This window comes from Carnobacterium sp. AT7, from assembly GCF_000171855.1.
GTDB classification, from domain to species: domain Bacteria; phylum Bacillota; class Bacilli; order Lactobacillales; family Carnobacteriaceae; genus Carnobacterium_B; species Carnobacterium_B jeotgali.
In genome coordinates this window covers 24968-51467 of the sequence record NZ_ABHH01000015.1, presented here as the reverse complement: position 1 = coordinate 51467, position 26500 = coordinate 24968, and the positions used below count along the sequence as shown (strand labels likewise).

At 34.6% G+C, this 26500-nt stretch carries 25 protein-coding genes, 1 pseudogene, 1 riboswitch and 1 other annotated feature; of the genes and pseudogenes, 23 read left to right on the top strand and 3 right to left on the bottom strand.

From position 1 onward, the window contains the following. Positions 1-104: 104 nt before the first annotated feature. Positions 105-1912, bottom strand: a pseudogene (locus tag CAT7_RS12555) (ABC transporter permease/substrate binding protein). Next, the gene (locus tag CAT7_RS07180; RefSeq protein WP_007723841.1) at positions 1905-3101 is read right to left on the bottom strand and encodes a quaternary amine ABC transporter ATP-binding protein; all 1197 of its coding nucleotides are present in this window, start codon (positions 3099-3101) and stop codon (positions 1905-1907) included. Before CAT7_RS07180 ends, CAT7_RS12555 begins: the two are co-directional and overlap by 8 nt. 448 nt (positions 3102-3549) lie before the next feature. Between CAT7_RS07180 and CAT7_RS07175 the strand changes: the two genes are divergently transcribed. From CAT7_RS07175 to CAT7_RS07140, 8 genes are all read left to right on the top strand, one after another. Then, positions 3550-4215, top strand: coding sequence for an HD domain-containing protein (locus CAT7_RS07175; protein ID WP_007723831.1), 666 nt, complete (start codon positions 3550-3552; stop codon positions 4213-4215). A 56-nt stretch (positions 4216-4271) separates the two neighbouring features. Beyond that, positions 4272-4757 carry a GNAT family N-acetyltransferase gene (locus tag CAT7_RS07170; RefSeq protein WP_007723830.1) on the top strand — a complete coding sequence of 162 codons (486 nt, stop codon included), beginning with the start codon at positions 4272-4274 and terminating at the stop codon, positions 4755-4757. 96 nt (positions 4758-4853) lie between these two features. After that, positions 4854-4957, top strand: a riboswitch (TPP riboswitch). Between the two features lie 78 nt (positions 4958-5035). Continuing rightward, a complete protein-coding gene (gene thiT, locus CAT7_RS07165) occupies positions 5036-5605 on the top strand; it encodes an energy-coupled thiamine transporter ThiT (protein WP_007723829.1) in 570 nt (189 codons plus the stop codon). Between the two features lie 210 nt (positions 5606-5815). Beyond that, on the top strand, positions 5816-7267 hold the full coding sequence (gene cls / locus CAT7_RS07160; protein ID WP_007723825.1) for a cardiolipin synthase: 1452 nt from the start codon (positions 5816-5818) through the stop codon (positions 7265-7267). A gap of 213 nt (positions 7268-7480) precedes the next feature. Then, positions 7481-8662 (top strand): betaine/proline/choline family ABC transporter ATP-binding protein, encoded by a 1182-nt coding sequence (locus CAT7_RS07155; RefSeq protein WP_007723822.1) that lies wholly within the window; start codon positions 7481-7483, stop codon positions 8660-8662. 14 nt (positions 8663-8676) lie between these two features. Beyond that, a complete protein-coding gene (locus CAT7_RS07150) occupies positions 8677-9312 on the top strand; it encodes an ABC transporter permease (protein ID WP_007723819.1) in 636 nt (211 codons plus the stop codon). A gap of 13 nt (positions 9313-9325) precedes the next feature. Continuing rightward, positions 9326-10270 (top strand): osmoprotectant ABC transporter substrate-binding protein, encoded by a 945-nt coding sequence (locus tag CAT7_RS07145; protein WP_007723817.1) that lies wholly within the window; start codon positions 9326-9328, stop codon positions 10268-10270. A 5-nt stretch (positions 10271-10275) separates the two neighbouring features. Further along, on the top strand, positions 10276-10944 hold the full coding sequence (locus CAT7_RS07140) for an ABC transporter permease (protein ID WP_035019502.1): 669 nt from the start codon (positions 10276-10278) through the stop codon (positions 10942-10944). A 119-nt stretch (positions 10945-11063) separates the two neighbouring features. Here the strand turns inward: CAT7_RS07140 and CAT7_RS07135 are convergent, their stop codons facing one another. Next, positions 11064-11390 (bottom strand): hypothetical protein, encoded by a 327-nt coding sequence (locus CAT7_RS07135; RefSeq protein WP_007723810.1) that lies wholly within the window; start codon positions 11388-11390, stop codon positions 11064-11066. 158 nt (positions 11391-11548) lie between these two features. On the opposite strand from CAT7_RS07135, the gene CAT7_RS07130 reads away from it, so the two are divergent. The 15 genes from CAT7_RS07130 to priA all read left to right on the top strand — a co-directional run bounded on the left by CAT7_RS07130 (position 11549) and on the right by priA (position 26462). Then, positions 11549-12418 carry a DegV family protein gene (locus CAT7_RS07130; protein WP_035019499.1) on the top strand — a complete coding sequence of 290 codons (870 nt, stop codon included), beginning with the start codon at positions 11549-11551 and terminating at the stop codon, positions 12416-12418. Positions 12419-12659: 241 nt separating this feature from the next. Beyond that, positions 12660-12707: a sequence feature (sodium ion sensor (DUF1646 type); this cis-regulatory element may regulate processes involved in with the transportation of sodium ions), on the top strand. A 45-nt stretch (positions 12708-12752) separates the two neighbouring features. Then, positions 12753-13079, top strand: coding sequence for a hypothetical protein (locus tag CAT7_RS07125; RefSeq protein ID WP_007723805.1), 327 nt, complete (start codon positions 12753-12755; stop codon positions 13077-13079). Then, positions 13066-15027: a V-type ATP synthase subunit I gene (locus tag CAT7_RS07120; RefSeq protein WP_007723803.1), complete on the top strand. Its 1962-nt coding sequence runs from the start codon at positions 13066-13068 to the stop codon at positions 15025-15027. Before CAT7_RS07125 ends, CAT7_RS07120 begins: the two co-directional genes overlap by 14 nt. A 30-nt stretch (positions 15028-15057) precedes the next feature. Then, positions 15058-15534, top strand: coding sequence for a V-type ATP synthase subunit K (locus CAT7_RS07115; RefSeq protein WP_007723800.1), 477 nt, complete (start codon positions 15058-15060; stop codon positions 15532-15534). Between the two features lie 49 nt (positions 15535-15583). Beyond that, on the top strand, positions 15584-16165 hold the full coding sequence (locus CAT7_RS07110; RefSeq protein WP_007723797.1) for a V-type ATP synthase subunit E: 582 nt from the start codon (positions 15584-15586) through the stop codon (positions 16163-16165). A gap of 15 nt (positions 16166-16180) precedes the next feature. Next, positions 16181-17185, top strand: coding sequence for a V-type ATP synthase subunit C (locus CAT7_RS07105; protein WP_007723794.1), 1005 nt, complete (start codon positions 16181-16183; stop codon positions 17183-17185). Next, positions 17175-17486, top strand: a complete 312-nt coding sequence (locus tag CAT7_RS07100; protein WP_007723792.1) for a V-type ATP synthase subunit F — start codon at positions 17175-17177, stop codon at positions 17484-17486. The genes CAT7_RS07105 and CAT7_RS07100 overlap by 11 nt, the downstream gene beginning before the upstream one ends. A gap of 12 nt (positions 17487-17498) precedes the next feature. After that, positions 17499-19274 (top strand): V-type ATP synthase subunit A, encoded by a 1776-nt coding sequence (locus CAT7_RS07095; RefSeq protein WP_007723789.1) that lies wholly within the window; start codon positions 17499-17501, stop codon positions 19272-19274. Then, positions 19275-20651 (top strand): V-type ATP synthase subunit B, encoded by a 1377-nt coding sequence (locus CAT7_RS07090; protein WP_007723787.1) that lies wholly within the window; start codon positions 19275-19277, stop codon positions 20649-20651. Positions 20652-20657: 6 nt separating this feature from the next. After that, positions 20658-21284 carry a V-type ATP synthase subunit D gene (locus CAT7_RS07085; RefSeq protein WP_007723784.1) on the top strand — a complete coding sequence of 209 codons (627 nt, stop codon included), beginning with the start codon at positions 20658-20660 and terminating at the stop codon, positions 21282-21284. 226 nt (positions 21285-21510) lie between these two features. Next, entirely contained in the window at positions 21511-21726 is a 216-nt protein-coding gene (locus CAT7_RS07080) for a YdbC family protein (RefSeq protein ID WP_007723781.1), read from the top strand. Positions 21727-21802: 76 nt separating this feature from the next. Then, the gene (gmk, locus tag CAT7_RS07075) at positions 21803-22417 is read left to right on the top strand and encodes a guanylate kinase (RefSeq protein WP_007723777.1); all 615 of its coding nucleotides are present in this window, start codon (positions 21803-21805) and stop codon (positions 22415-22417) included. Between the two features lie 5 nt (positions 22418-22422). After that, positions 22423-22638, top strand: coding sequence for a DNA-directed RNA polymerase subunit omega (gene rpoZ, locus CAT7_RS07070; RefSeq protein ID WP_007723774.1), 216 nt, complete (start codon positions 22423-22425; stop codon positions 22636-22638). A 189-nt stretch (positions 22639-22827) separates the two neighbouring features. Continuing rightward, the gene (gene coaBC, locus CAT7_RS07065) at positions 22828-24033 is read left to right on the top strand and encodes a bifunctional phosphopantothenoylcysteine decarboxylase/phosphopantothenate--cysteine ligase CoaBC (RefSeq protein WP_007723771.1); all 1206 of its coding nucleotides are present in this window, start codon (positions 22828-22830) and stop codon (positions 24031-24033) included. A 14-nt stretch (positions 24034-24047) separates the two neighbouring features. Further along, on the top strand, positions 24048-26462 hold the full coding sequence (priA, locus tag CAT7_RS07060) for a primosomal protein N' (protein WP_007723770.1): 2415 nt from the start codon (positions 24048-24050) through the stop codon (positions 26460-26462). The last annotated feature ends 38 nt before the right edge of the window (positions 26463-26500 follow it).

Sequence of the window (26500 nt, the reverse complement as noted above, 5' to 3'; positions counted from 1 at the left end):
AACTCTTATTGCCTCTAAAGGCGAGAAGAGTTCTTTTTCTTTGGCATCGGACAAAAAAAAGCACTCACAAAATGTGAATGCTCTTTTTTGTTCTTACTAACAGACTATTTTGCTACGCCTTCAGTCCATTCAGCAACACGTTCAGGATTTTCTTCAATCCACGTTTCTGCTGCAACTTCAGGATCTTCTCCTTCAGAAATCTCTAGCATGATGCTTTCCATTTCTTCAGTAGTCCAATTAAATTGGTCTAACACTTGGTTAGCTTCAGGCATATCTTCTTCAAGACCTTCACGAGCCATAGTATTGATTGTTTCTGATTCTCCAAATGAACCTTCAGGATCTTCAAGATACTTCAAGTCATAAGTGGCAAACATCCAGTGTGGAGACCAACCAGTAATAACAATTTCTTCTTTGTTTTTAATAGCTTGACCTAATTCAACTGTCATTGCTCCAGATGAAGATGTTTCAAGTTTCCATTCACTCAAGTTATCGTAATCCGTTAAGGCTGTTTCAGTTGCTGCAACAACGCCAGCACCTGGTTCAATACCTGTAATCGTCATTTTAGCTTCATCAGTAAGGTCATCAATAGAATTAACATCCATGTACTCAGGAACAACTAAACCAACTAAAGCACCTTCTAAGTTAGGTCCTAAGTTAACCATTTGATTGCCGTATTCTTCAAACTGAGAACCGTGTGTTGCGGGTAACCATGCAGCTACCATAGCATCAGCGTCACCGCTAGCTACAGCTTGCCACATTACAGCGTTATCTAAAGGTGTTAACTTTACGTCATAACCTAAGTCTTCTAGAACTTTACCGATAACATTAGTAGAAGCGACTTCAGTATCCCATTCTACATATGCTAGTTCAATTTCTTTTCCTTGTCCAACAGAAGAAGCTTGATCCTCTGTTGATGTTTTTTCTGTTGAGCAACCTGCTGCAACTAATGATAATCCTAAGCCTGCTGTAAGACCTAAATGTTTCCAGTTAAATTTTTTCATAACGGGTAAATCTCTCCTTTGTAATTAAGTCTTTAAATAAACGAACTTTAGTAGTCTAAAACATATTACTTTTTATTTAGTTTTTGTGTCAAACGGTCAATGATGATAGCTAGAACAACTAAACCTAAACCAGATACAAATCCTGTTCCGACTTGAGCACGTTGTAAGGAAGATAAGACTTCTCTACCAAGACCAGGAGCGCCAATCATTGAAGCGATAACGACCATTGATAAAGCTAACATAACAGTCTGGTTGATTCCAGCCATAATAGTTGATTTTGCTAAAGGCAATTCGACTTTAAATAATTTTTGAGCACCAGTGCTCCCAAAAGATTCAGCAGCTTCAACTAATTCATCCGAAACTTGTCTGATTCCAAGGTTAGTAAAACGAACAGTTGGTGGAATAGCAAATATTAGAGAAGCGAATACCCCAGGAACCATACCAATCCCAAAGAAAGCAACGGCTGGAATGAGATAAACAAACGCAGGCATTGTTTGCATGAAATCAAGAACAGGAGCAATAATCGTATTTGCTACTTTATTTTTAGCCATCAAGATTCCAAACGGAACTCCGATGATAACTGACAATAAACTGGCAACTAAGACTAAGGTCAACGTGTTCATTAAATCTGACCAAAGACCTTGGTTATAAATAAACCAAAGACCTACGATTGAAAATGCTGCTAGCCCGAATTTCTTTCTTGAAGCAATAAAGGCAATTACAGCAACAATCAAAATAAACAATAGGGGTGGAACCAGTAATAAAGTTTCTGTTACAAATTCCATAGCTATTTCAGAATATTTTTGAATGGGATCAAACAAAAAGGCAAATGTATCTGTTAACCAACTTGTAAAGTTTTCAACCCCATCTGCTACAGGTAATTTTGGAATTGCATCTAATAAACTAGACATTTTCAAGAACCTCACTTTCTCCTGCAAGAGCAGCTATTACAGCACCTCTTACAATAATACCAACTAATTTCCCTTCATCGACAACTGCTACTGGAGTAGTTGAGTCATGGATAACTGAAAAAATGTCATTCATCGAAGTCGTTCTAGTAACAGTTGGAATATCACTTTTAACGATGCTTTCAATTGATTGAATATTTTTCTTGCGAGCATCCGAAGCATCTTCAGCAGTGATGTAACCTAAAAGATTGCGTTGGCCATCTACGACCAACATACTAGATATTCCTTCATTACGCATTTGCTCTAAGGCAAAGCGAGGTCCGTGATTTTTAATGTTTAATGTTTCAGGACGTTGCATGATATTCTCGGCTGTTAACACCTTAGAACGATCAACATCTTCAACAAATTTTTCAACATAATCATTTGCAGGATGAGTGAGTATTTCTTCAGGTGAGCCGATTTGTACAATTGAGCCATCTTTCATTAAGGCAATTTTGTCACCGATTCTTAAAGCTTCATTTAAATCATGTGTAATAAAAATGATCGTTTTTTTAACATTGGATTGAAGTTCTATTAGTTCATCTTGCATTTCACGACGAATTAAAGGATCTAATGCAGAGAAAGCTTCATCCATTAATAAAATTTCAGGGTCATTAGCTAGAGCACGTGCTAATCCAACTCTTTGCTGCATTCCGCCAGATAGTTGATTAGGGTATTGATCTTTGTAGTCGCCTAAACCAGCATTATCTAAAGCTTTTTGAGCCTTTTTTTGTCTTTCAGCTTTATCCATGCCTTGAATTTCTAATCCGTATTCGGTGTTTTCTAAAATAGTTCGATGAGGAAAGAGACCAAAGTTTTGGAAAACCATACTTAATTTCTCTCTTCTGACTTGACGTAAAGCTTTTTTATCCATCGTTGATAAATTTTCGCCATCGATAAAAATATTTCCTTTAGTTGGGTCAATTAGGCGATTAAACATACGAACAAGTGTTGATTTTCCACTACCGGATAAGCCCATGATAACGAAAATTTCACCCTCTTCAACGGTAAAACTAACATCATTAACACCAACTGTGACCCCTGTTTCTTTGAGGATTTCTTGCTTAGATTTTTTTTGTTCTAACAATTCTAAGGCTTGTGTTGTCTTTTTACCAAAAACCTTTGTTACATGTTCAATAGTTATCTTTGACAAAATAACAGCTCCTTTTCTTTTCTTTTTATTTATGAGTGTCAACTAGTAAATCAAAAATGATTAAGAGAGAATCCAAACATAAATTGACTAGCAAACCATCCTGTGAGGCGGTTTATTTCAAATTTTTTCCCCTGAAAAAAACGACAACTATTCACAAAAAAAATAGTTCCAAATGACACGCAATAATTAGTGTAACATGAATAGATAAAAATGAAAAACCAAACCATTTTCAAAAATAAGCTTTAACACCTTTGTTTTGCCTTAATAACAGACCTTAGAGGAGGGACGAAAAAAAAGAAAAAACTTTTTTTGAGGTTGTTTTTCTTCTTTTATAGTGAAATTCTCCAAAAAAAAAACAGGCATAATTTAGACATAAAACTTGTGGTTTTTTAGTCTGATTGTTAGACTTATTTAAGTAGTCTAATGGGTAAAAAGAGGTGAATGTTCGATGTTAACAAAAATGCAGAAAATAATCATAAAAGAGACAGAAGAATATGTTTATCAATTATTAAAAGATGATCCTAGTGGTCACGATTGGTGGCATATCCAGCGTGTTAGAAATTTAGCCAAAAATATCGCAGAAAAGGAGCAAGGAACGATTGATCTTTTTGTTTGTGAAATGGCGGCTTTGTTGCATGACGTAGCGGATGGCAAACTAAATAAAACAGAAGCTGAAGGCGAAAAAAAAGTTAGAAATTGGCTTTCACGCTATTCATTGACTGGAAAAGAAAAGGAAGAGATTTTGAAAATTATTCTTCATATGTCTTACAAAGGTGGAACCAATAAAGTAGTATTGTCTTCTATAGAAGGCAAAATTGTTCAGGATGCAGATCGCTTAGATGCAATTGGTGCGATTGGAATTGCACGAACAATGGCTTACTCGGGTTCAAAAAATCGTCTGATCCATGATCCAGCTAAAGTAGCGCGGGAAAATCTTACAATAGAAGAATATCGTTCAGGGGAAGATACTGCGATTATGCATTTCTATGAAAAATTGTTAAAATTAAAAGAGGGTATGAATACAACTATTGGAAAACAATTAGCGGAAAAAAGACACGCTTATATGGAAAATTACTTAACTGAATTTTACGCTGAATGGGATGGGGAAAGATAAGAGTTGGATGAAAAGATTAATCTGATTTGAAATCATGCGTTATAGGAGGTAAATTTATGGATGGAGCAGAAGAACTGATATTGGTTGAAGCAACTGTAGGCGATATTTATAGAATAGAGAATTATGGCATAGAAGAAAATTCATATACAGTTGCGCCCATGGACGGGATGACTGAAAGTTTGCATGAATATGAAAAACACCCAATTTTAATGTTATACGAAGATAAAATGGTTGGTTTTTTTATCCTTCAAACTGGAGAATCTATTCTACGATATACGTCAAATCCTCAAGCAATATTATTGAAAGCCCATTCAGTTGATAAGCGTTATCAGCAACAAGGCTATGGGAAACTAGCAATGGAAAAATTGCCTGAATTTATAAAAGAACATTTTCCTTCTATTAATGAAATCATTTTATTGATTGATTATGATAATATTAGTGGACAAATGATGTATTTAAAATCAGGCTTTAAAGATACTACAAATAAAGTGAAAGAGTTAGATGGGTATAAATTTATCTATTCTAAATCATTAACTAGCTAAATGATTAAAGAAAAGAATGAGAAAATAGTAGTGAGAGGATTGACAATCTTTTGTAATCACCGTATTATAAGATATGTAAGAAAAATTGAATGAACAACCATCACAAAGGGGTGCTGTTAAAAGCTGAGATTGAATCCAATGATTCTAACCCTTGGAACCTGTTCGTTAGTACGAGCGTAGGGATTGTGACGGGGACGAACTATTATTCTTTAAAATGATAATTCGAGCTCCTCCTTTGATGTGTGGCACTGTTCAACACATTGAAGGAGGAGCTTTTTTTGAATAATAATCGATTACGCGTTTGGCTAGAAGGGACACTTTTTGCCGCTTTAGCTATTGTATTGTCTTTGATTCCAACAAATATTGGAACAGCTTTTACGATCTCTTTAGGTATGATTCCACTAACGCTATTCGCTTTTAGACAGGGCATTTTAGCAGCGACAGCAGCGGGTTTTTTATGGGGAGTATTGCATTTTTTACTGGGAATTGCGAGCATCTTACACCCTTTGCAAGGTTTTATAGAATATTTTGTTGCATTTGCATTTGTTGGTTTTGCGGGTATTGTTATGCAACCCTTGCAGGCAGCTTTTAAAGAGAACAATAGAGTGAAGCAGTATCAATACATCATAATAGGAACAATAGTTGGGACAATTGCTCGGTTTTTCTGGCATTTTATTGCAGGTTACTACTTTTGGGGGAGCTACGCACCAGAAGGTATGAACCCGGTATGGTATTCTTTTATTGCGAATGGTGGAAGTGCATTAGCAACGGGAATTGTTACATGTATAGTGCTATGTGTCATAGCCAAAACGACTCCGACATTGTTTACAACAAATTATAAAAAATAGTACTAGGCGTAGTTATAGCTTTTGTTGATGAGTAATAGTTACCAAAAAAGGCTAATACGGAACTGACTAAAATGAACGAAAAGAGATTAGATGATCGTCTAATCTCTTTTTTTTGACAAATTATTTCTAATAAACGGTTAGTTTCTAGTAGCTAAAAAAAAAATAGCATAGTAAGATTAGACCATAACAAAGTTGGAGAGGAATAAATCGATGAACATACTTATTTACATACTTTTGGGAGTTTATTTTTTAAATACCCTTCTTTCCATTATTACCGTATTTCGTGAAAAACGCGATATTGCAGCTACTTGGGCGTGGTTGCTTGTATTAATTCTTTTACCAGGAATAGGCTTTATTTTTTATTTATTTATTGGAAAAAAAATGAATCGCGAAAAAATATTCGACATTAAGTCTCAAGAGAATATCGGAATGCCAGAGCTCGTTCAAGCCCAAAAAGAAATGTTGGCTGATGATGAAGGGTTATTATCAGATAAACAAGCTACAGAAAATTCAAAAGAAATGGCTAGTTTATTTTTAGAAAGTGATGAATCTATTTTAACAAAAGGGAATAAGGTTGAGTTATTTACGGATGGTGAAAAAAAATTCGATTCTTTAATACAAGACATTTCTAAAGCGGAACACCATATCCATATGATTTATTATATTATCCATAATGATAAAATAGGCAAACGAGTGCTTAACGCATTAGAAGAACGGGCAGCTGCTGGGGTTGATGTATTAGTGATATATGATGCGCTAGGTTCCAGGTCATTAAAACCTAATTTTTTCAAAAAGTTGGAAAAATTAGGTGGGAAAGCAGAACCTTTCTTTGGATCAAAATTTCCTATTATTAATTTACGTTTTAACTATCGTAATCACCGTAAAATTGTAATTATTGATGGGAAAATTGGCTATACTGGTGGGTTTAATGTAGGAGACGAATACCTCGGAGAATACAAGAAATTTGGCTATTGGAGAGATACTCATTTAAAAATTCAAGGAAATGCAGTTCTCGCTTTGCAAAGTCGCTTTTTGATGGATTGGAATGCAGCAGTTCCTAAACACAAATTAGAATATGAAGAAAATTATTTTCCATTGATTGATAAAGCAGGACATTCTAATATTCAAATTGTATCAAGCGGACCTGACTCAGATCTTGAACAAATAAAAAAAGGGTATATCAAGATGATTAGTATGGCAAAAGAATCTGTTTTTATTCAAACACCTTATTTTGTTCCAGATGATTCTGTTTTGGAATCAATCCAGATTGCTGTAATGTCAGGTATAGATGTTAAAATCATGATACCGAATAAACCCGATCATCCGTTTATCTACCGTGCAACTATGTACTACGCAGCAGCTATGGTAGCTGTTGGTGCAGAAGTTTATATTTACGATAATGGTTTTTTACACGCTAAAACGGTTGTTGTCGATGGAACTATTTGTTCAATAGGTACCGCTAATTTTGATATTAGAAGTTTTAAACTGAATTTTGAAGTAAATACATTTATCTATGATCAAAAAATTGCGCAACAACAACAACAATTTTTCTATGAAGATATGAAGAAAAGTTATCAATTAACGCAAGAAATATTAGATAATCAGTCTAAATGGTTAAAATTCAAACAAACATTTTCACGATTATTTTCGCCTATATTGTAAAATTTTAATAAAAATGAATAAAGTGAAAAGTGGCATTTTTATTAAAAAAATTTAAATTAAGTGAGACTAGAGCAGCTATAATTTGCTCGAGTCTCACTTTTTTTATGAGGGGATTCTAATCTGGAAATCGTCATGTTTGTATAGCTGTTGGATGTTTGAGATAATAAAATTACTTATGGTCAAAAAAAGAAACTATATAATGAGGTGAATGGTTTGATAGAATTTAAAAATGTTTCCAAAGTATATAAAGGTGGTAAAAAAGCCGTTGACAATGTTAATCTCACATTTAATGATGGCGAGTTCATTGTATTTATTGGGACAAGTGGAAGTGGAAAAACAACTTCAATGCGTATGATCAACCGAATGATTGAACCGACGTCAGGTCAGATTTTGATTAACGGGGAAGACATCATGAAAAGAGACCCTGTTCAATTAAGACGAGAAATAGGCTATGTTATTCAACAAATTGGATTAATGCCTCATATGACAATCTATGACAATATTGTTATGGTTCCTAAGCTGCTAAAGTGGCCTGAAGATAAACAACGTGAATCTGCGGAACGTTTGCTTGCAAAGGTAGATTTGCCAAAAGATTTTTTGACGCGCTATCCAGCTGAACTATCTGGAGGACAACAACAAAGAATTGGTGTCATTCGTGCTTTAGCGGCTAATCAAGATATTATTTTGATGGATGAACCATTTGGTGCGCTAGATCCAATCACTAGAGATGCTTTGCAAGAACTAGTAAAAGAGTTGCAAGAAGAGATGGGGAAAACCTTTATTTTTGTAACACATGATATGGATGAAGCTCTAAAATTAGCTGATCGTATCGTTATTATGCAAAATGGAGAAGTCGTGCAATTTGATACTCCAGATAATATTTTGGCTGAACCAGCCAATCAATTTGTTGAAGATTTTATTGGAGAAGACCGTTTAATTCAAGCGAGACCAAATATCCAAACGGTTGATCAAGTGATGATAAAAAATCCGATTTCTGTGACTCCTGGAAAATCACTTTCAGAAGCTATCCGTATCATGAGAGATAAACGAGTGGATTCGCTATTTGTCACGGATGATGCTGGTGTTTTAAAAGGCTATGTTGATATTGAAAGAATTGACCGTAACCGTAAACGTGCTACAAGCGTAGGTGACATTATGATAGATAAAGTTTACTTTGTTCGAGAAGGAACTCTTTTGAGAGACACAGTTCAAAGAATTCTAAAACGTGGTTTTAAGAACATTCCAGTTGTGGATAATAAAGATCGCTTAATTGGTTTGGTTACTCGTACATCATTAGTAGATGTTGTTTACGATACAATCTGGGGTGAGGAAGAAGAAGAACTGGCAAAAGCTGGTGTTTTTGAAACGACCATTCCTGAAGAAATCAAAGAATAGAGGAGGGAAAAATAATGGCTGAATTTTTTGCAACAAATGGCTCTGATTTACTCCTGAAAACATGGGAACATCTTTATATTTCTGCATTTGCATTGGCGCTAGGTGTAATAGTAGCGGTCCCTTTAGGAGTTTTATTAACAAGGTTTGAAAAAAGTGCTAAATTCATTATTGGTTTAGCAACGATTTTACAAACGGTTCCTTCACTAGCACTGTTAGCTTTAATGATTCCTCTTTTTGGGGTTGGTAAAGTTCCTGCAATCGTTGCATTATTTATTTATTCATTATTGCCTATACTGAGAAATACTTACATAGGGATGAATGGAGTGGATATTAATTTACGAGACGCAGGCAAAGGAATGGGTATGACAAATTTTCAAATGATTCGTAATGTTGAATTGCCTCAAGCGGCACCCGTTATTATGGCAGGGATACGATTATCCGGTGTTTATGTAATATCATGGGCTGCTTTAGCCTCTTATATTGGTGCTGGTGGGTTAGGTGATTTTATCTTCAATGGTTTGAATCTTTTTATACCTAGTTTGATTATTGGTGGAACCATTCCTGTGACTCTTCTTGCATTATTGGCAGATTTTGGACTAGGAAAACTAGAAAAAAAAGTAACACCTAGAACCGTGCAAGAAAATGAATAGGAGGGCTTCAACTATGAATAAAATTCAAAAAATTGCTGCCCTTTTTTTGGCAGTACTACTATTAAGCAGTTGTTCGTTACCTGGTTTAGGTGGCGGATTTAACGAAGAAGGTATTACGATTACTGGTGGTTCTACTACCGAACAACAAATTGTAGGCTACATTGTTGAAGGAATGGTTGAACATTACATTGATATTGATGCTCAAATCGTAAATAATTTAGGTTCATCCTCTCTAAATCATCAAGCATTAATTGGCGGGGATGCAAATGTAGCTGCTATAAAATATACTGGAACTTCTTTAACAGGTGAATTAGGACAAGCGCCTATAACTGATCCTGAAAAAGCATTAGACTTAGTTATTGATGGATTTGCTGATAGATTTGACCAAAAATGGTTCCCAACATATGGTTTTGCAAATACGTATGCTTTTATGGTGACAAAACAACTTGCAGATGAGTATGATTTAGTCACTATAAGTGATTTAGAAAAGATCGCTGGAGAACTAGATGCAGGAGTAGATACCTCTTGGATGGAACGCGAGGGAGACGGTTATGATGCGTTTTTAGAAACGTATAAATTTGATTTCAATCGTGTGTATCCTATGCAGATTGGTTTGGTTTATAATGCATTGCAAGCAAATGAAATGGATGTCGTTTTAGGTTATTCAACGGATGGACGTATTAAAAGCTATGACTTAGTAGTATTGGAAGATGATAAGCAATTATTTCCTCCTTATGATGCCAGCCCAGTTGCGACTTTTGAAGTTTTAGAAGCATACCCTGAGTTAAATGAAGTATTATTGAAATTACAAAATTCTATTACAGATGAAAAAATGCAAGAATTAAACTTCATTTCAGATAACAATTTAATTGAGCCAAAAGTTGTAGCCGATGATTTTTTGAAAGAAAACAACTATTTTGAAGCTGTAAATGTAAATGAAGAAGGAGGCACCCAATAATGGATATGACACAAATGAATATGTGGGAACAGTTAATTTTTTATTTTTCTGAAAATGGGTTATACATCTGGACCCAATTTATTCGTCACTTCTTGATATCAATTTATGGTGTGCTTTTTGCTGGAATTATTGGAATCCCTCTTGGTTTTTGGATTTCTCGTCATGGCAAACTAGCAGATTGGGTCATTGGAGCGGCTAATGTTATCCAAACGATTCCTTCACTGGCCATGCTATCTATTCTAATGTTAGGTTTAGGGTTAGGTGTGAATACCGTTGTTACAACAGTATTTTTATACTCATTATTGCCAATCATAAAAAATACCTACGCAGGAGTTCAAAGCGTAGATAAAAATATTTTAGATTCTGGTAAAGGAATGGGTATGACAAGATGGCAATTAACCTATATAGTGGAACTTCCGCTAGCTTTATCTATTATTATGGCCGGAATTCGTAATGCTATGGTAGTGGGTATTGGAGTAACAGCAATTGGAACTTTTATTGGAGCTGGTGGTTTAGGTGATATCATTACTAGAGGAGTCAATGTGACCGGTGGTGGGGCTATTATTCTTGCAGGTGCTATCCCAACGGCACTTATGGCAGTGATTAGTGATCTATTCTTAGGATGGATTGAGAAAAAATTGGATCCAACAAAAAATAAAAAAATATTTTCTTAATGCTATTAAATAACTAGGCGACCGTGCGATAAAAAATAAAATACTTGAAAACTCTCCTTTCACTGCAAAGGAGAGTTTTTTTATTGACCAATGGATTTAGGTATGAGAAGGTGGGAAAATTAAGGTAAACGAATATGTCTTATATCACTAGGAAGAACCAGATAAGTCATACGATTTAGTGGGTTTTCTAAAATGATTTGAGGTCTTTTAGAAGACGTAGATCGGATATAACCTGTAACCTCAGTAAAATCAGAATCATAATTTAATTGATTTAATTGTAAAATAATTTTTCTTTTTTTAGTAAAGGCTTGATTTAAGAAATAAGTAAGTTGCTCTTCGGGCATTTGGGGTAAAAGAGCTAGTTCATTAGTTGTATTAAATAAGAAAAACTTTTTTTGAAGAAAGGTAAATGGATGAACTTGCTCTTCTAAAGTATTTTTTTTCATCTTTATTCCTCCGAACGTTTGTTTGATAATTATATTATACGAACAAACGTTCAACAAAGCAAGTTGTTTAATTATTTTTTAAAAGTTTCTATTTTCTTGAAAAAATGGCATAATGAAAAAGAAGAATCTATAGATTTATGAAAAAAGGGGTTTTAGCAATGGATTATAAGATTATCGCAGATTCATGTTGTGATTTGCCATTAGATTTTATAAAAGAAAATGATATTGAAATTATTAGTTTAATCATTAATATTGATGGGAAAGATTTAGTAGATGATATGGGAGGAACATTCGATAGAGATGCTTTTTTTGAGCAATTAAAAAATGGTTCAATGGCTACTAGCTCCCAAGTTAATATTGGAACATTTATGGAAACTTTTAAGAAGTATGTCGAAAAAGGGCAACCGGTTCTATTTTTAGGACTATCTTCTGCACTAAGTGGTTCATATAATAATGCGGTAACAGCTGTCAAAATGTTAGAAGAAGAATATGATAACGTAGATATAACGATAATCGATACTAAAGCAGCTTGTTTAGGCGAAGGGTTATTAGTCTACGAAGCTGTAAATAGAAAAAAAGAAGGACAATCTTTAGCTGAGGTCGTTAGTTGGCTAGAAGAATACAAAATGAAACTTCATTCATGGGTAACCGTTGACGATATCAAACATCTTGAACGAACTGGGAGAGTAAATTCAGTTTCAGCTACACTAGGGAGTGTTTTAAATGTTAAACCAATTATAGTTATGAATGAAAAGGGTGGCTTAGTACCTTTTGCTAAAGTAAGAGGCAGAAAAAAATCGTTGCTTTATTTAATTAATAAAACAGTTGAGGGAATAATCAATCCTGAAAATCAAACCATTTTTATTGGTCATGTAGGAGTTCCAGAAGAAGCTGAATGGATCAAGGAAGAAATTAACTCGAAAATCAAAGTGAAAGATATACAAGTATATCCGTATGGTCCAACTATTGCATCACATACTGGATTCGGATCTATTGCCTTATTTTCTTTTGGTGAAGTAAGAAAATAAGGAGTATTTAAAATTTAATAATGTCTTAATAAACAAGAAAAAATGTCGATATACTAATGAAAGTAGATTATTTGCTTTTTTTATTTATCTAAGTATTTATGGACCTTTTTTATCTAAAAATAAGATTAAACGTATAAAGATAGTTGGTGAAAAAACGCTTTATACGTTGATGTCAAGGTGTTTATAATTTGACAAGTAGAGAGTGCTATGTTAAGTTAGGCTTAGTTGAATAAAAAACAATGGTTGGGCATTTGCTTTCAAGGATAAATTCTTCAAGGGGTGAGAAGAATAGTTCTTAGTGATGCCTTTTTTTGCATTTTAAGGAGGTGTATGAATGAGTATAGAAGCAATTGAATACGTTAAAGAAGCGGAAGAAAGAGCCCAGAAAATAGAAGTTAATGGAGAAAAAAAGATTCAAGAAATTAGTCAATCCATTAATGAAGAAATTAAAAAAAGTAGTCAAAATATGCAACAGGAATTAGACGCGTATGAAGCAGATCAACAAGGACTGTTTCGTGATCGTTTAGCAATAGAAAAACAAGCTGTTGATCAAGAACAGTCTCTTGAGGTCGAAGCAATACTTCGATCTGTTGAGAATAGACAAAACAGTGTTGTTGATCATATTGTAAAGGAGGTAAGCACTCACTATGGCAATAGCTAAGATGAAACAAATGACACTTTTAGCGGAGCAAGAAAATAAGGATTCTTTATTAAAAGCTGTACAAGAATTACAAAAGCTTGAAATGGTTGAATTATCTACATTAGAAGAATCTGAATTTCTTGATTACTATTCAACCGATACAGCGCCTCAAAAACGTGTTGAGTATGAAGAAAAGTTAAAAGAAATTCAGGCAACTCTAAATTTCTTAAATCAACATATTTCTCAACCAGGTATGATTGCTAAGTTGAAAAAAGGTCGTGAAGAGTACACTCTCGAAGAACTTGAAAGTCATGTCTGTCATTCAGATCTTAATCATACTATCATTGAGTTAGGAAAAATAGAAAAAAGACTGGTTGAATTAGATCAGAAGAAAAAAAATCTTGGAGAAAAAGAAGAATTTCTTCGGAAATGGCAAAATATGACTTTTAATCCTAATGATTTAAAAACCTTTCAATTAATGTCTGGAACGGTTGGAAGTATATCTTCTGGTAACGTAGAGAACTTTGAAAAAGAAGTTGAAGCAATAGAAAATAGTTATTTAGAAAAAATATTTCATTATAAAGACGAAGCTTCCTATCTAGTATTAGTACCAAAAAAATTAAACTCTTTAATGGAAGAAGTTTTTGAACGTTTCCAATTATCTAAATTGTTTTATCCTTATAAACAGACTCCTCTAGATGAATTGAAAGTAGTTCTTAAAGAAGTTAGTGATTTACGTAAAGAAGAAGCTAAATTAAAAGACACAATAAAAACATTTAAAGAAAAAGTCATAGATCTCCAACTTGGTGAAGAATATTACTACAATTTAGTTGAAAGAGAAATAGGGAAAACTTTATTACTAAATGGTAGTGATTTATTTATTTTGAATGGTTGGCTAGAAGAGGAACGAATTCCGGAATTAAACAGCCTTTTAGATGAACATGTTGGAAAAGATGGTTATGTCGTTCTTGCGGATGAAATAAAATTTAAGAACTATGCTAAAGTACCTGTAGTATTGAAAAATAGTAAATTAGTTAAACCGTTTGAAAGTATTACAGAAATGTATAGTATGCCTAAATATGATGATGTCGATCCTACTCCATTTATGATGCCATTTTACTTTGTCTTTTTTGGAATGATGAGTGCAGATTTAGGGTATGGAGTATTACTTTGGTTGGCAACTCTAATTGGATCTAAAGTGTTCAAGTTTGATAAGGGTATGAAGAACTTTGTCCAACTCTTTCACTATTTGTCTTATTCAGTAATTGCTTGGGGAGTTATTTATGGAAGTTTCTTTGGATATGACCTGCCATTCCAACTATTGTCGATTACGAATGATGTCATAACCATTTTGATTTTATCTGTAGTATTTGGTTTTATCCAGTTAGTATATGGATTGCTTTTAAATGGTGGACTAAAATGGCGTAAACAACAAAGATCATCTAGTTATATTGATGGAACAGCATGGGCTCTTATCTTATTAGGTATTGGTCTTTTAGTAATCAATATGGTCATTTGGAATAATGACCTTGTACAAATGATTTCTTTAGTTGTAATCATTGCCAATGTTATTGGAATTGTATTGGTAACTATGTTGGCATCTGACAATAAAGCAATGGGTTTTGGACTAGGGCTTTATAATATTTATGGAGCAACCAATTATGTTGGAGATTTAGTCAGCTATACTCGTTTAATGGCATTAGGCGTTTCAGGTGGAAGTATTGCGGTAGCTTTTAATTCTATTGTAGACATTTTCCCACCAGTAATGAAATTTACGATAGGTGCATTATTGTTTATCGTCTTACACTCATTAAACATTTTCTTAACCTACTTAAGTGCTTATATTCATACAATAAGACTTCAGTATGTTGAGTTTTTCGGTAAATTTTATGAAGGTGGAGGACGATCATTAGATCCTTTTAAAACCTTCGAAAAACATATTTATTTAAAAAATAGAACCAACAAATAAAAAAACGAATTTAAATGGAGGAATTTTATAATGGAAACTTTTACAAGTTATTTAATTGAAAATGGTGGATTAGTATTTGCAGCTTTAGGTATAGCTTTTGCTACATTCTTTGCTGGAACTGGTTCTGCTAAAGGTGTCGGAATTGCAGGGGAAGCAGCAGCAGCATTGACGACAGAACAACCTGAAAAATTTGGACAATCCTTAATTTTAATGTTATTACCAGGAACTCAAGGCTTATACGGTTTTGTTATTGCATTTTTAATTTTCTTAAATACTGGAGCAGATACAAGTTTAGCTGAAGGTATGTACATGTTTATGGCTTCTTTACCTATTGCATTTACTGGTTTAACTTCTGGTGTGGCACAAGGACGTGTTGCAGCTGCAGGTATCCAAATCTTAGCTAAAAGACCAGAACATGCAACTAAAGGGATTGTGTATGCAGCCATGGTAGAAACGTACGCTATTTTAGGTTTTGTTATTTCATTCTTAATGATATTTAACGCTTAATCATAATGATTCCATTTATAGTGAAAATAGAAAGAATGGAGGCGTGGAAATGTCAGATTTAAAACTATTGACAGAACGTTTGATTGAAAATAAAAAAGCTGAAGTACAAGTAAAAATCAAAGAAGCCGAAGCTGAAAAAGCTCAGTTGCTTGAAGAGTCAGCTCGGAGTCTAGCTGAAGAAAAAGCGAAACAAATCAGTTTAATTGATTCACGGTTGGCAAGGAAGTTTGAACAAGACAAGCATACGTTGCAAATCAATAAGCGAAATGAATTGCTTTCTGAAAAGCAAAAAATGTTAAAGCTTGTTTTTAATAAAGCTGAAGAACAAATGAATCAATGGACTGATACGGAGTTCCAACAGTTTTTATTGTCTGTTCTAAAACAGCATAAAGATAGTGAATCTATTGAATTGATACTAGGCCAATATTCTATCGATAAAGTATCAGACGACTGGATTAATAAAGTAGCTAAAGAAGAGGTCAATATTCAATTGTCTACTGAAACTATTTCTAAAAAGAATGGATTTATCCTTAAAAAGACCGGAATAGAATACAACTATCTTTTTGATGAATTGGTTAAAGATATTAAGGGACAACTTGTTTCATCAGTTTCAAAACAATTATTTGATTAAAAAGGAGAGGAAAAAATGAAATCAACAGACTTTGTTGGCGCAAATACACGCATTCGCGTATATGAAAGTAGTCTCCTTAGAAATGATCAATATGAACGGATGTTACAAGCAAGCAATTTTGAAGAAGCAGTGAATGTTTTAAAAGATACTCCTTATCGAAATGATGTTGAAGAGTTAAAGGAGACTAAAAATTATGATACGCTGTTGATGAATGAATTGCAGTCTGTCTATACTGATTTATTTAAAATTTCTCCTAATCCTAAGTTAATTGAGTTATTTTCATTGCGTTACTCTTATCATAATTTAAAAGTTTTGTTAAAAGAAATGGTTACTAAAAAAGATTTCGATACATTGCTTATAGATATAGGCAGCGTACCTACTTCAGTATTAAGACAAGCAGTCGAAACAAAGAGTTCAAGCGATTTAGATAACGATTATTTAATCAGTATCCAAGAAGCAACTGATGCTTATGAGGAATATAAAGATAGCCAAGCCGTTGATATTATTCTAGATCGCCGTTATTTTACTCATTTAAGGCACCTGGCAGAAAGTCTGGATGATGCTAAGATTTTAGATCTAGTGACTTTTTATATTGATTTGAATAATCTCTCTACTTTAACAAGAGCGATTCGACAAAAAAGAACACGTAATTTTTTAACAACTGTTCTATCCAGCTCTGGGACTATACCTAAGGATCAACTAGTACAAATAGGAGCGGATAATTTAGTTAATGCAGGCAAAAAACTTGCGGAATCTAAATATAAAAACATTATATTAGCATCAATTAATGATGAAACAAAAGAATTATCTCCAGAAAAAATAGATTTAGAAACGGATAATGCTTTTATTAATCGCATAAAAGATGCTAAACTTGAAGTTTTTGGTCCCTTACCAACGATTGCTTATCTCTATGCTAAAGAGAATGAAGTGAAGAATTTAAGACTAATTTTAGTTGGTAAAGAAAATAATCTTCCCATTGAAGCTATTAGAGAAAGGATGCGAATGAACTATGGCTCATAAAATTGGTGTAGTAGGAGATAAAGATTCTATCTTACCATTTAAAATGTTAGGCTTTGATGTTTTCTTCGCATCTGAAGCAAAAGAAGCTAGAACAACGATCAATCGATTAGCAACAGAAAATTATGGCATTATTTACTTGACTGAACCATTAGGTAAGTTGATTCCAGATACCATAAAACGATACGACGAAGAGATTTCGCCTGCTATTATATTGATTCCGAATCATTTAGGATCATTAGATATTGGTAAAAATCGGATTCAAGAAAATGTTGAAAAAGCTGTCGGTCAAAATATTTTATAGGGGGTTACGAGTTTGAAAATAGGAAGAATTGTTAGTGTTTCCGGTCCTTTAGTTACAGCTGAAGGAATGGAAGAAGCAAATATCCAAGATATTTGTAAAGTCGGCAAATTAGGTCTAATAGGCGAAATCATTGAAATGCGCGGAAATGTAGCCTCTATTCAAGTTTATGAAGAAACATCTATGATTGGACCTGGAGAACCAGTTGAAACGACAGGAGACGCGTTATCGGTTGAATTGGCTCCTGGGATGATTGCACAAATGTTTGATGGAATTCAACGACCTCTAGATAAATTTATGGAAAAAACAGAAAGTAACTTTTTAGTTCGCGGAGTAAGTATTGAAGCCTTAGATCGAACAAAAAAATGGGAATTTACACCAACTGTTGAAATTGGACAAAAAGTATCTACAGGAGATATCGTAGGTTCAGTTCCCGAAACTAAAGTAATTTCTCATAAAATCATGGTTCCACATGGTATTGAAGGAACAATAAAAACTATTGAACAAGGTCAATTTGATATTAATGAAACAATTTATAGTATTGAAACTACAGATGGTGTAAAAGAGTTTACGATGATGCAAAAATGGCCTGTTCGTCATGGTCGTCCAACGGCTAAAAAATTAAATCCAGTTGAACCAATGGTAACTGGGCAACGTGTTATTGACACGTTATTCCCAGTAGCTAAAGGCGGATCAGCAGCTGTACCAGGTCCATTTGGAGCGGGTAAAACGGTTGTTCAGCATCAAATTGCAAAATGGGCGGATGTTGATTTAGTTGTTTATGTTGGTTGTGGTGAACGTGGAAACGAAATGACAGACGTAATCAATGAGTTTCCAGAATTGATCGACCCTAATACAGGAGAATCAATCATGGAAAGAACAATTTTGATTGCCAATACTTCTAATATGCCAGTTGCGGCTCGTGAAGCTTCAATATACACCGGAATCACTATTGCAGAATACTTCCGTGACATGGGTTACAGTGTAGCTATCATGGCGGATTCTACTTCTCGTTGGGCAGAAGCATTACGCGAAATGTCTGGACGTTTAGAAGAGATGCCAGGAGACGAAGGGTATCCCGCTTATTTAGGTAGCCGTATTGCAGAATACTACGAACGTGCGGGTAAAGTAATCACATTAGGTTCTGAAGGCAGAGAAGGCAGTATAACAGCTATTGGTGCTGTATCCCCTCCAGGAGGAGATACATCTGAACCGGTAACTCAAAATACATTACGTGTTGTAAAAGTTTTTTGGAGCTTAGATAATTTATTGGCTCAAAGACGTCATTTCCCTTCAATTGATTGGTTGACTTCTTATTCTCTTTACTCAAATGAATTAAATGCTTATATAGGAAAAGCTCTTGATAAAGATTGGTCTGCTATGGTTACAAGAACAAAAGCACTTTTACAAGATGAGTCTGAATTAGATGAAATTGTACGTCTAGTCGGAGTGGATTCTTTATCTGAAAAAGACCGTTTGAAATTAGAAACAGCTAAAATGATTCGTGAAGACTTCTTGCAACAAAATGCTTTTGATGATGTTGATACGTATACTTCAAGAGAAAAACAATACGAAATGTTAGCGACCATTTTGAACTTTGAAGATGAAGCAAGAGCAGGTATGGAACTTGGTGCTTACTTTGCTGAAATTATGAAAGGTACATCAGCTGTTCGCGAACAAATCGCTAAATCTAAATACTTCCCTGAAGAACAAATCAGTAAATTTGAAGTGTTAAGAAATGACATTAAAGAGGCTATACATGAAGTTGTTTCAAAAGGAGGTATGGAATAGATGCTTAAAGAATATCGCACAATAAATGAAGTTGTAGGACCTTTGATGGCTGTTGAAGGCGTAGAAGGTGTCAAATTTGATGAGTTAGTTGAAATACAAATGCAAAATGGCGAAAAAAGACGTGGACAAGTACTTGAAATTGATGGCGATAAAGCTATGGTTCAGATTTTTGAAGGATCAAGCGGAATCAACTTGAAAGATACAAAAGTCCGCTTTTTAGGAAGACCGTTATCTTTAGATGTTTCTGAAGATATGGTTGGGCGTGTATTTGATGGAATGGGACGTGTAAATGATAATGGCCCAGAATTAATTCCTGAAAAAACCTTAGATATCAATGGTGAAGCAATCAATCCAATGGCTCGTGACTATCCAGATGAATTTATTCAAACAGGTATTTCTTCTATTGACCATTTGAATACATTAGTTCGTGGACAAAAATTGCCTGTATTTTCAGGTTCTGGTCTGCCACACAAAGAATTAGCCGCTCAAATTGCTCGTCAAGCGACTGTAAAAAATTCAGATGAAAAATTTGCCGTTGTCTTTGCAGCTATTGGAATCACTTTTGAAGAAGCCGAGTTCTTTATGGAAGACTTCCGTAAAACTGGCGCAATCGACCGTTCAGTTATGTTTATCAATTTAGCGGATGATCCAGCTATTGAACGGATCGCAACGCCTAAAATGGCATTGACTGCAGCAGAATATTTAGCTTATGAAAAAGATATGCATGTACTAGTTATTATGACTGATATGACAAACTACTGTGAAGCTTTACGTGAAATTTCAGCAGCACGTCGTGAAGTTCCTGGTCGTCGTGGTTACCCTGGATATCTTTATACTAACTTGGCTACCTTATATGAACGTGCGGGTCGCCTTGTAGGAGGAAAAGGATCAGTAACTCAAATTCCTATTTTAACAATGCCGGAAGATGATAAAACTCATCCGATTCCAGATTTAACAGGATACATCACTGAAGGACAATTGATTTTGTCTCGTGAACTATACAATAGTGGTGTTCAACCACCAATTGATGTACTGCCTTCTCTTTCTCGTTTGAAAGATAAAGGAACAGGTGAAGGTAAGACTAGAAAAGACCATGCAGCAACGATGAACCAATTATTCGCTGCTTACGCTCAAGGAAAACAAGCGAAAGAGCTTGCGGTTGTTTTAGGAGATTCTGCATTATCAGCAGAAGATAAAATGTTTGCAGAATTTGCGAATCGTTTTGAAAAAGAGTATGTGAATCAAGGGAATTACACAAATCGTACAATTGAGGAAACATTGGACTTAGGATGGGAATTGTTATCTATTCTGCCACGGACTGAATTGAAACGTATTAAAGACGATATGTTAGACGAATACCTGCCGAAAGGGGAGTAAGTCTAAATGGTAAAGTTAAATGTAAATCCCACAAGAATGGAATTAGCGACATTAAAAGCAAAACTAAGTACAGCAAATCGCGGACACAAATTATTAAAAGATAAACAAGATGAATTAATGAGACAATTTATTTTATTGATTCGAAGAAATAATGAGTTACGTGCAGAAGTTGAAACGAAGTTGACCAAAGCGATGCAATCTTTTGTAATGGCTAAAGCACTCTTGAACGAAAAATTTATTGAAGAGTTAGTAGCTATCCCACCTCGGAGTGTTAGTCTTGATTTGTATGAAAAAAATATTATGAGTGTAAAAGTGCCTGTAATGAATTTCAAGTACGATGATAATGAAGACTCTGAAGAATTGGTCTATGGTTACCTTAATTCTAATAGTGAATTAGATACATCTATTGAGCAAATGGCAGATGTGCTCAAACAACTATTGGAATTGTCTGAAATAGAAAAGACATGTCAATTAATGGCTGATGAGATTGAAAAAACTCGTCGTCGAGTAAATGCTCTAGAATACATGACGATTCCTCGTTATGAAGAAACCATCTATTTCATTCAAATGAAATTAGATGAAAGTGAACGAGCTGCGATTACTCGATTGATGAAAGTTAAAGACATGGGTTAAAAAAGTGAAAATAAACATCAAATCAGGGGTTTTATCCTTGAATTGATGTTTATTTTTTTGGGGAAACGTGATTGGTATGGCTTAGTAAATGGGGAATTAAAAAATAGAATTAGTACCTAAAAAAATAAAAAGCTATAAGAAAATGGGATTTTATGCTAAACTGGAGAATAAGTTATCTTTAACAGATAAAAATGAGAAGTAGATATAGATTGTTGAGGTGTTTATAATGAATCAAAAAATTTCATTTGAGATTTTGGAAGAATTAGCAGTTCTTTCTGAAAACACTAAAGGATGGCGCAAAGAATTAAATTTAGTGCGTTGGAATGAAAATCCTCCTAAGTTTGACATTCGTGAATGGAGTCCTGACCATGAAAAAATGGGAAAAGGTATCACGTTCACAAATGAGGAAATGGATGTTCTTAAACAATTTTTAAATACTTAAACAAAATGGAATTTGTTGAATCTGGATAATGGGTAAGAAATATTTCGAACATTTTAAGGATAGGAAGGATTTTGACATGACTGAACGTGGACTTTTAATTGTTCTTTCTGGACCATCTGGCGTAGGAAAAGGGACAGTAAGACAGGCAATATTTGAAAGCGACGACAACGATTTTGATTATTCAATTTCAATGACAACTCGCAAGCAAAGAGTAGGGGAAATAGATGAAGTAGATTACTTTTTCAGAACAAAAAAAGAATTTGAAGCTTTAATTGAAAGTGGAGGATTGTTGGAATATGCTGAATATGTAGGAAACTACTACGGGACTCCACTTGAATACGTTGAAAAAACGTTACAAAGCGGTAAAGACGTGTTTTTAGAAATAGAAGTTCAAGGAGCCCTTCAAGTTCGTGAAAAAATGCCTGAAGGAATATTTATCTTTTTAACACCACCAGATTTAAAAGAATTAAAATCGCGCATCGTTGGTCGTGGGACAGACGAAATGGCTATAATTGAACAACGTATGACAAAAGCAATTGAAGAAATTGATTTAATGCGTTATTATGATTATGCGGTTGAAAATGATAAAGTTGAAAATGCTGTAAGAAAAATCAAGCAAATCATTGAAAGTGAACACTTAAAAGTTTCACGCGTCATACAGCGTTATAAAAAAATGATCGAGGAGTTGTAAAAATCATGATGTTAGAACCATCTATTGATAGCTTATTAGAAAAAATTGAATCTAAGTATTCATTGGTTACATTAGCAAGCAAACGAGCACATGAACTTGATGAAGGTTCAATGCCAATGTTAGAAAAATACCGTTCACACAAAAATGTTGGACGTGCTTTAGAAGAAATTAATAATGGTGATTTAGTTATTGATCCAATAACTGTTGGACCAGAAGAATAAGATATCTAACTTAAAGTGCTTCAAAGTAATGTTTTTCTTACTTTGAAGCACTTTTGTCTTGAAAATAAATGCAATCAGAATGGGTTAATGCTAAGAATTATAGGATAGTTAAGACAAATGGTTCTATTTCTAGTAAAATAAAGAAGAGAAACATCACTAATTTCAAGGCTCTATCAGGGGGGTTATCAGTTGTTAAAAGGAAAGAAAGTAGCAGTGTATGTTACCGGAGGGATTGCAGTTTATAAAGTCTCTGATTTGGTAAGACGCTTAATAAAAGCAGGAGCTACTGTGAAAGTAGCAATGACAATGTCTGCAACTGAATTTGTTACACCGTTGACCTTTCAAATATTAAGTAAGCACCATGTGTATACAGATACTTTTGATGAACGTGAGGGAGATAAAGTCAGTCATATCCACTTAGCTGATTGGTCTGATTTAGCAATTGTAGCGCCAGCAACGGCCAATACAATTGCTAAAATTGCACAAGGTATTGCGGATAATTTCGTGACTACAGCATTATTGGCTACGACAGCACCTATTTTTATTGTTCCCGCTATGAATCAACATATGCTTGAAAATGCGGCAACAGTTAGAAATATGCAACTACTAGAAGCTGACGGGCATTTTATTATGGAAACTGATACAGGTTTCTTAGCTGAAGGTTATGAAGGCAAAGGCCGTTTTCCTGAACCAGAAAAAATTATTGAAACGGTTCAAGCATTTTTATTAAATAAAGAAATGGATTTGCCATTAAAAAATAAAAAAGTCGTTATAACTGCTGGAGGAACAAAAGAACGAATTGATCCTGTTCGCTTCATTACAAATGATTCATCAGGGAAAATGGGTTATAGTTTAGCAATTGCTGCACGTAATCTAGGAGCTGATGTTTGTTTGATTTCGACGTCTAAAGTATTACAAAAACCATATGGCGTAACGTTAATCCAAGTTGAAACGGCAGAACAAATGCACCAGGCTATTAATAAAGAATTTGATAAAGCCTCCATTATTATTATGGCAGCTGCAGTATCTGACTATCGTCCAAAAAAAGTCGAAACGAATAAAATCAAGAAAAATGAGCAAGAAATGACACTTGCTTTAATAAAAAATACGGATATACTAGCTACACTTGGTAGCCAAAAGAAAGAACAATTTTTAATAGGATTTGCTGCAGAAACAACGAATGTTGAGGAATACGCTAGAGGAAAATTGATTAAGAAAAATGCCGATATGATTGTGGCAAATGACGTATCTAAAGCACATGCAGGATTCAACAAAGATACAAATGAAGTCACTATTTTTATGGTAGATGAAAAACCTATCGAATTAACAGTGAAAAGTAAACAGATGATAGCTGAGGAAATTTTAGCTGTTGCTCTTACTAAAATGAAAAAATAAAGGTGTGAGAATGAGTGGTTTCAATTGCTAAAGTAATTGTGGATGTTCCAACAATGCAGACGAACAAACCTTATGACTACCGTATTCCAGAAGAATTCGAACAAGACATTGTTCGAGGAATGCGTGTTGCTGTTCCCTTTGGTAAGGGGACGAGACAAGTCCAAGGTTTTGTTGTAGAAATTACTCACTCAACAGATTATGAAGGCGAGTTAAAACCAATTGTTGGGTTGATGGATCTAACAGCGGTTCTTGACGAAGAAATGCTGCTGTTAGGAAAAGCGATGGCTAGCAAAACCTATGCTTTTCAGATAACGTGTTACCAAACAATGTTGCCAGCAATATTGAAAGCGAAATATGAAAAAAGAATCCGATTGATTGACGAAATTCCAGAAGAGTTATTTTTTGAGTTGTTTAAAGGGAAAAATGAAATCAGTTGGGATGAAGCAGAAGAAAGAGCCATTTTACCACAGCTGATTGAGTTGAAGAAAAAAGAAGCTGTTGAAGTAATCTATGAAGTCAAAAACCAAGCAAAGACAAAGAAGAAACGAACGATTCAAGCTAGTTTGTCTTTTGAACAATTAGAGGATGAGAAAATTGCTTTAGGCAAACGTGGTCCAAAAAAACGATTGCTTTTAGATGTTCTACAGTCGCTAAATGATCAAACAATCAATGTGAGTGATATTACTACTGCAACAACTCTTACTACAACGGATATTCGAGCAGGGGAGAAAAAAGGCTGGTTGACAATTAAAGAAGTCGAAGTTTACCGTGACCCTTTTAAAGATCATTCGTTTAAACAGACGGTATCTTTCCAACTGAATGAAGGACAAGAAAAAGCAATTCAGCCTATATTAAAAGCTGTTTCTGAGGAACGACCAGAAGTATTTTTGTTAAAAGGGGTAACGGGTAGCGGCAAAACCGAAATTTATTTACAAACTATTGCCCAAACACTTCAAAATAATAAGAGTGCATTGATGCTTGTGCCTGAAATAGCTTTAACGCCTCAAATGGTCAATCATTTTAAAGGCCGATTTGGAGAAGAAGTAGCGGTGCTACACAGTGGTTTATCTGTTGGCGAAAAATATGACGAATGGCGTAAGATTGAACGAGGCGAAGCACGTGTAGTCGTAGGAGCTCGTTCCTCTATTTTTGCCCCGGTTAAAAACATCGGAGTCATCATTATCGATGAAGAGCATGAAGCGACTTATAAGCAAGATGAGAACCCCAGATATCATGCTAGAGATGTAGCAGTTTGGAGAGCAAATTACCACAATTGTCCGGTTATTTTAGGGAGTGCGACGCCTTCATTAGAATCAAGGGCTAGAGCTCAAAAAAAAGTTTATACATTATTGGAATTGCCAACTCGAGTGAATAAAAAAGAATTGCCTGATGTTGAAATTGTAGACATGAGAGAGGAAGCTAAACAAGCAAATCGCAGCAGTTTTTCCATGCTTTTACAAGAAAAAATTCGAGATCGAATAGCAAAAAAAGAGCAGATTGTTTTGCTATTGAATCGACGCGGTTATTCTTCTTTTGTCATGTGTCGGGATTGTGGATTTGTTTTACCTTGTCCAAATTGTGATATTTCGTTGACGTTGCATATGGATACAAAGACAATGAAATGCCATTATTGTGGTCATGAGGAAAAGATTCCGCATACTTGTCCAAGTTGTAAAAGCAACAAGATTCGGTATTATGGTACGGGAACACAAAAAATTGAAGAAGAACTAAAAGACGTTTTGCCTGAAGCAAAAGTAATCCGTATGGATGTCGACACAACACGGAAAAAAGGAGCACATGAGAAATTATTAGCTTCTTTTGGTAAAGGTGAGGCAGACATTTTACTAGGCACACAAATGATTGCAAAAGGGTTAGACTTTCCTAATATCACACTTGTTGGCGTTTTAAATGCAGACACAGGTTTAGGTCTCCCAGACTTTAGAGCCAGTGAGCGAACGTTTCAGTTATTAACACAAGTGAGTGGACGTGCTGGAAGAGCAGAGCTAACCGGTGAAGTAATCGTCCAAACCTTTAATCCTGAACACTATGCAATTCAGTTAGCAAAAGATCACGACTACGATACATTTTATAAAAAAGAGATGTCATTAAGGCACCGTGGAAACTATCCGCCTTATTTCTATACGATTTTGATTACGACCAGTCATGAGAAAGAACTTGAAGCAGCGAAGAAAATGCAACAAATCGTTCAATTTATTAAACCGCAATTACAACCAGAAACCATCTTGTTGGGTCCAACACCAAAAGCTGTTGCCCGCATGAATAACCGGTATTATTATCAAACAATTATTAAATATAAGAGTGAACCGCATTTAAAAGCGATTCTGCAAAGTATTTTAATGGAATCACAACGAGAAATGGCTAAAGGGTTACAGATTGCTATTGACTCTGAACCAATGAATTTTATCTAACAGATACACTCGATTCAGCTAAAGAAACGAAAAGAAAG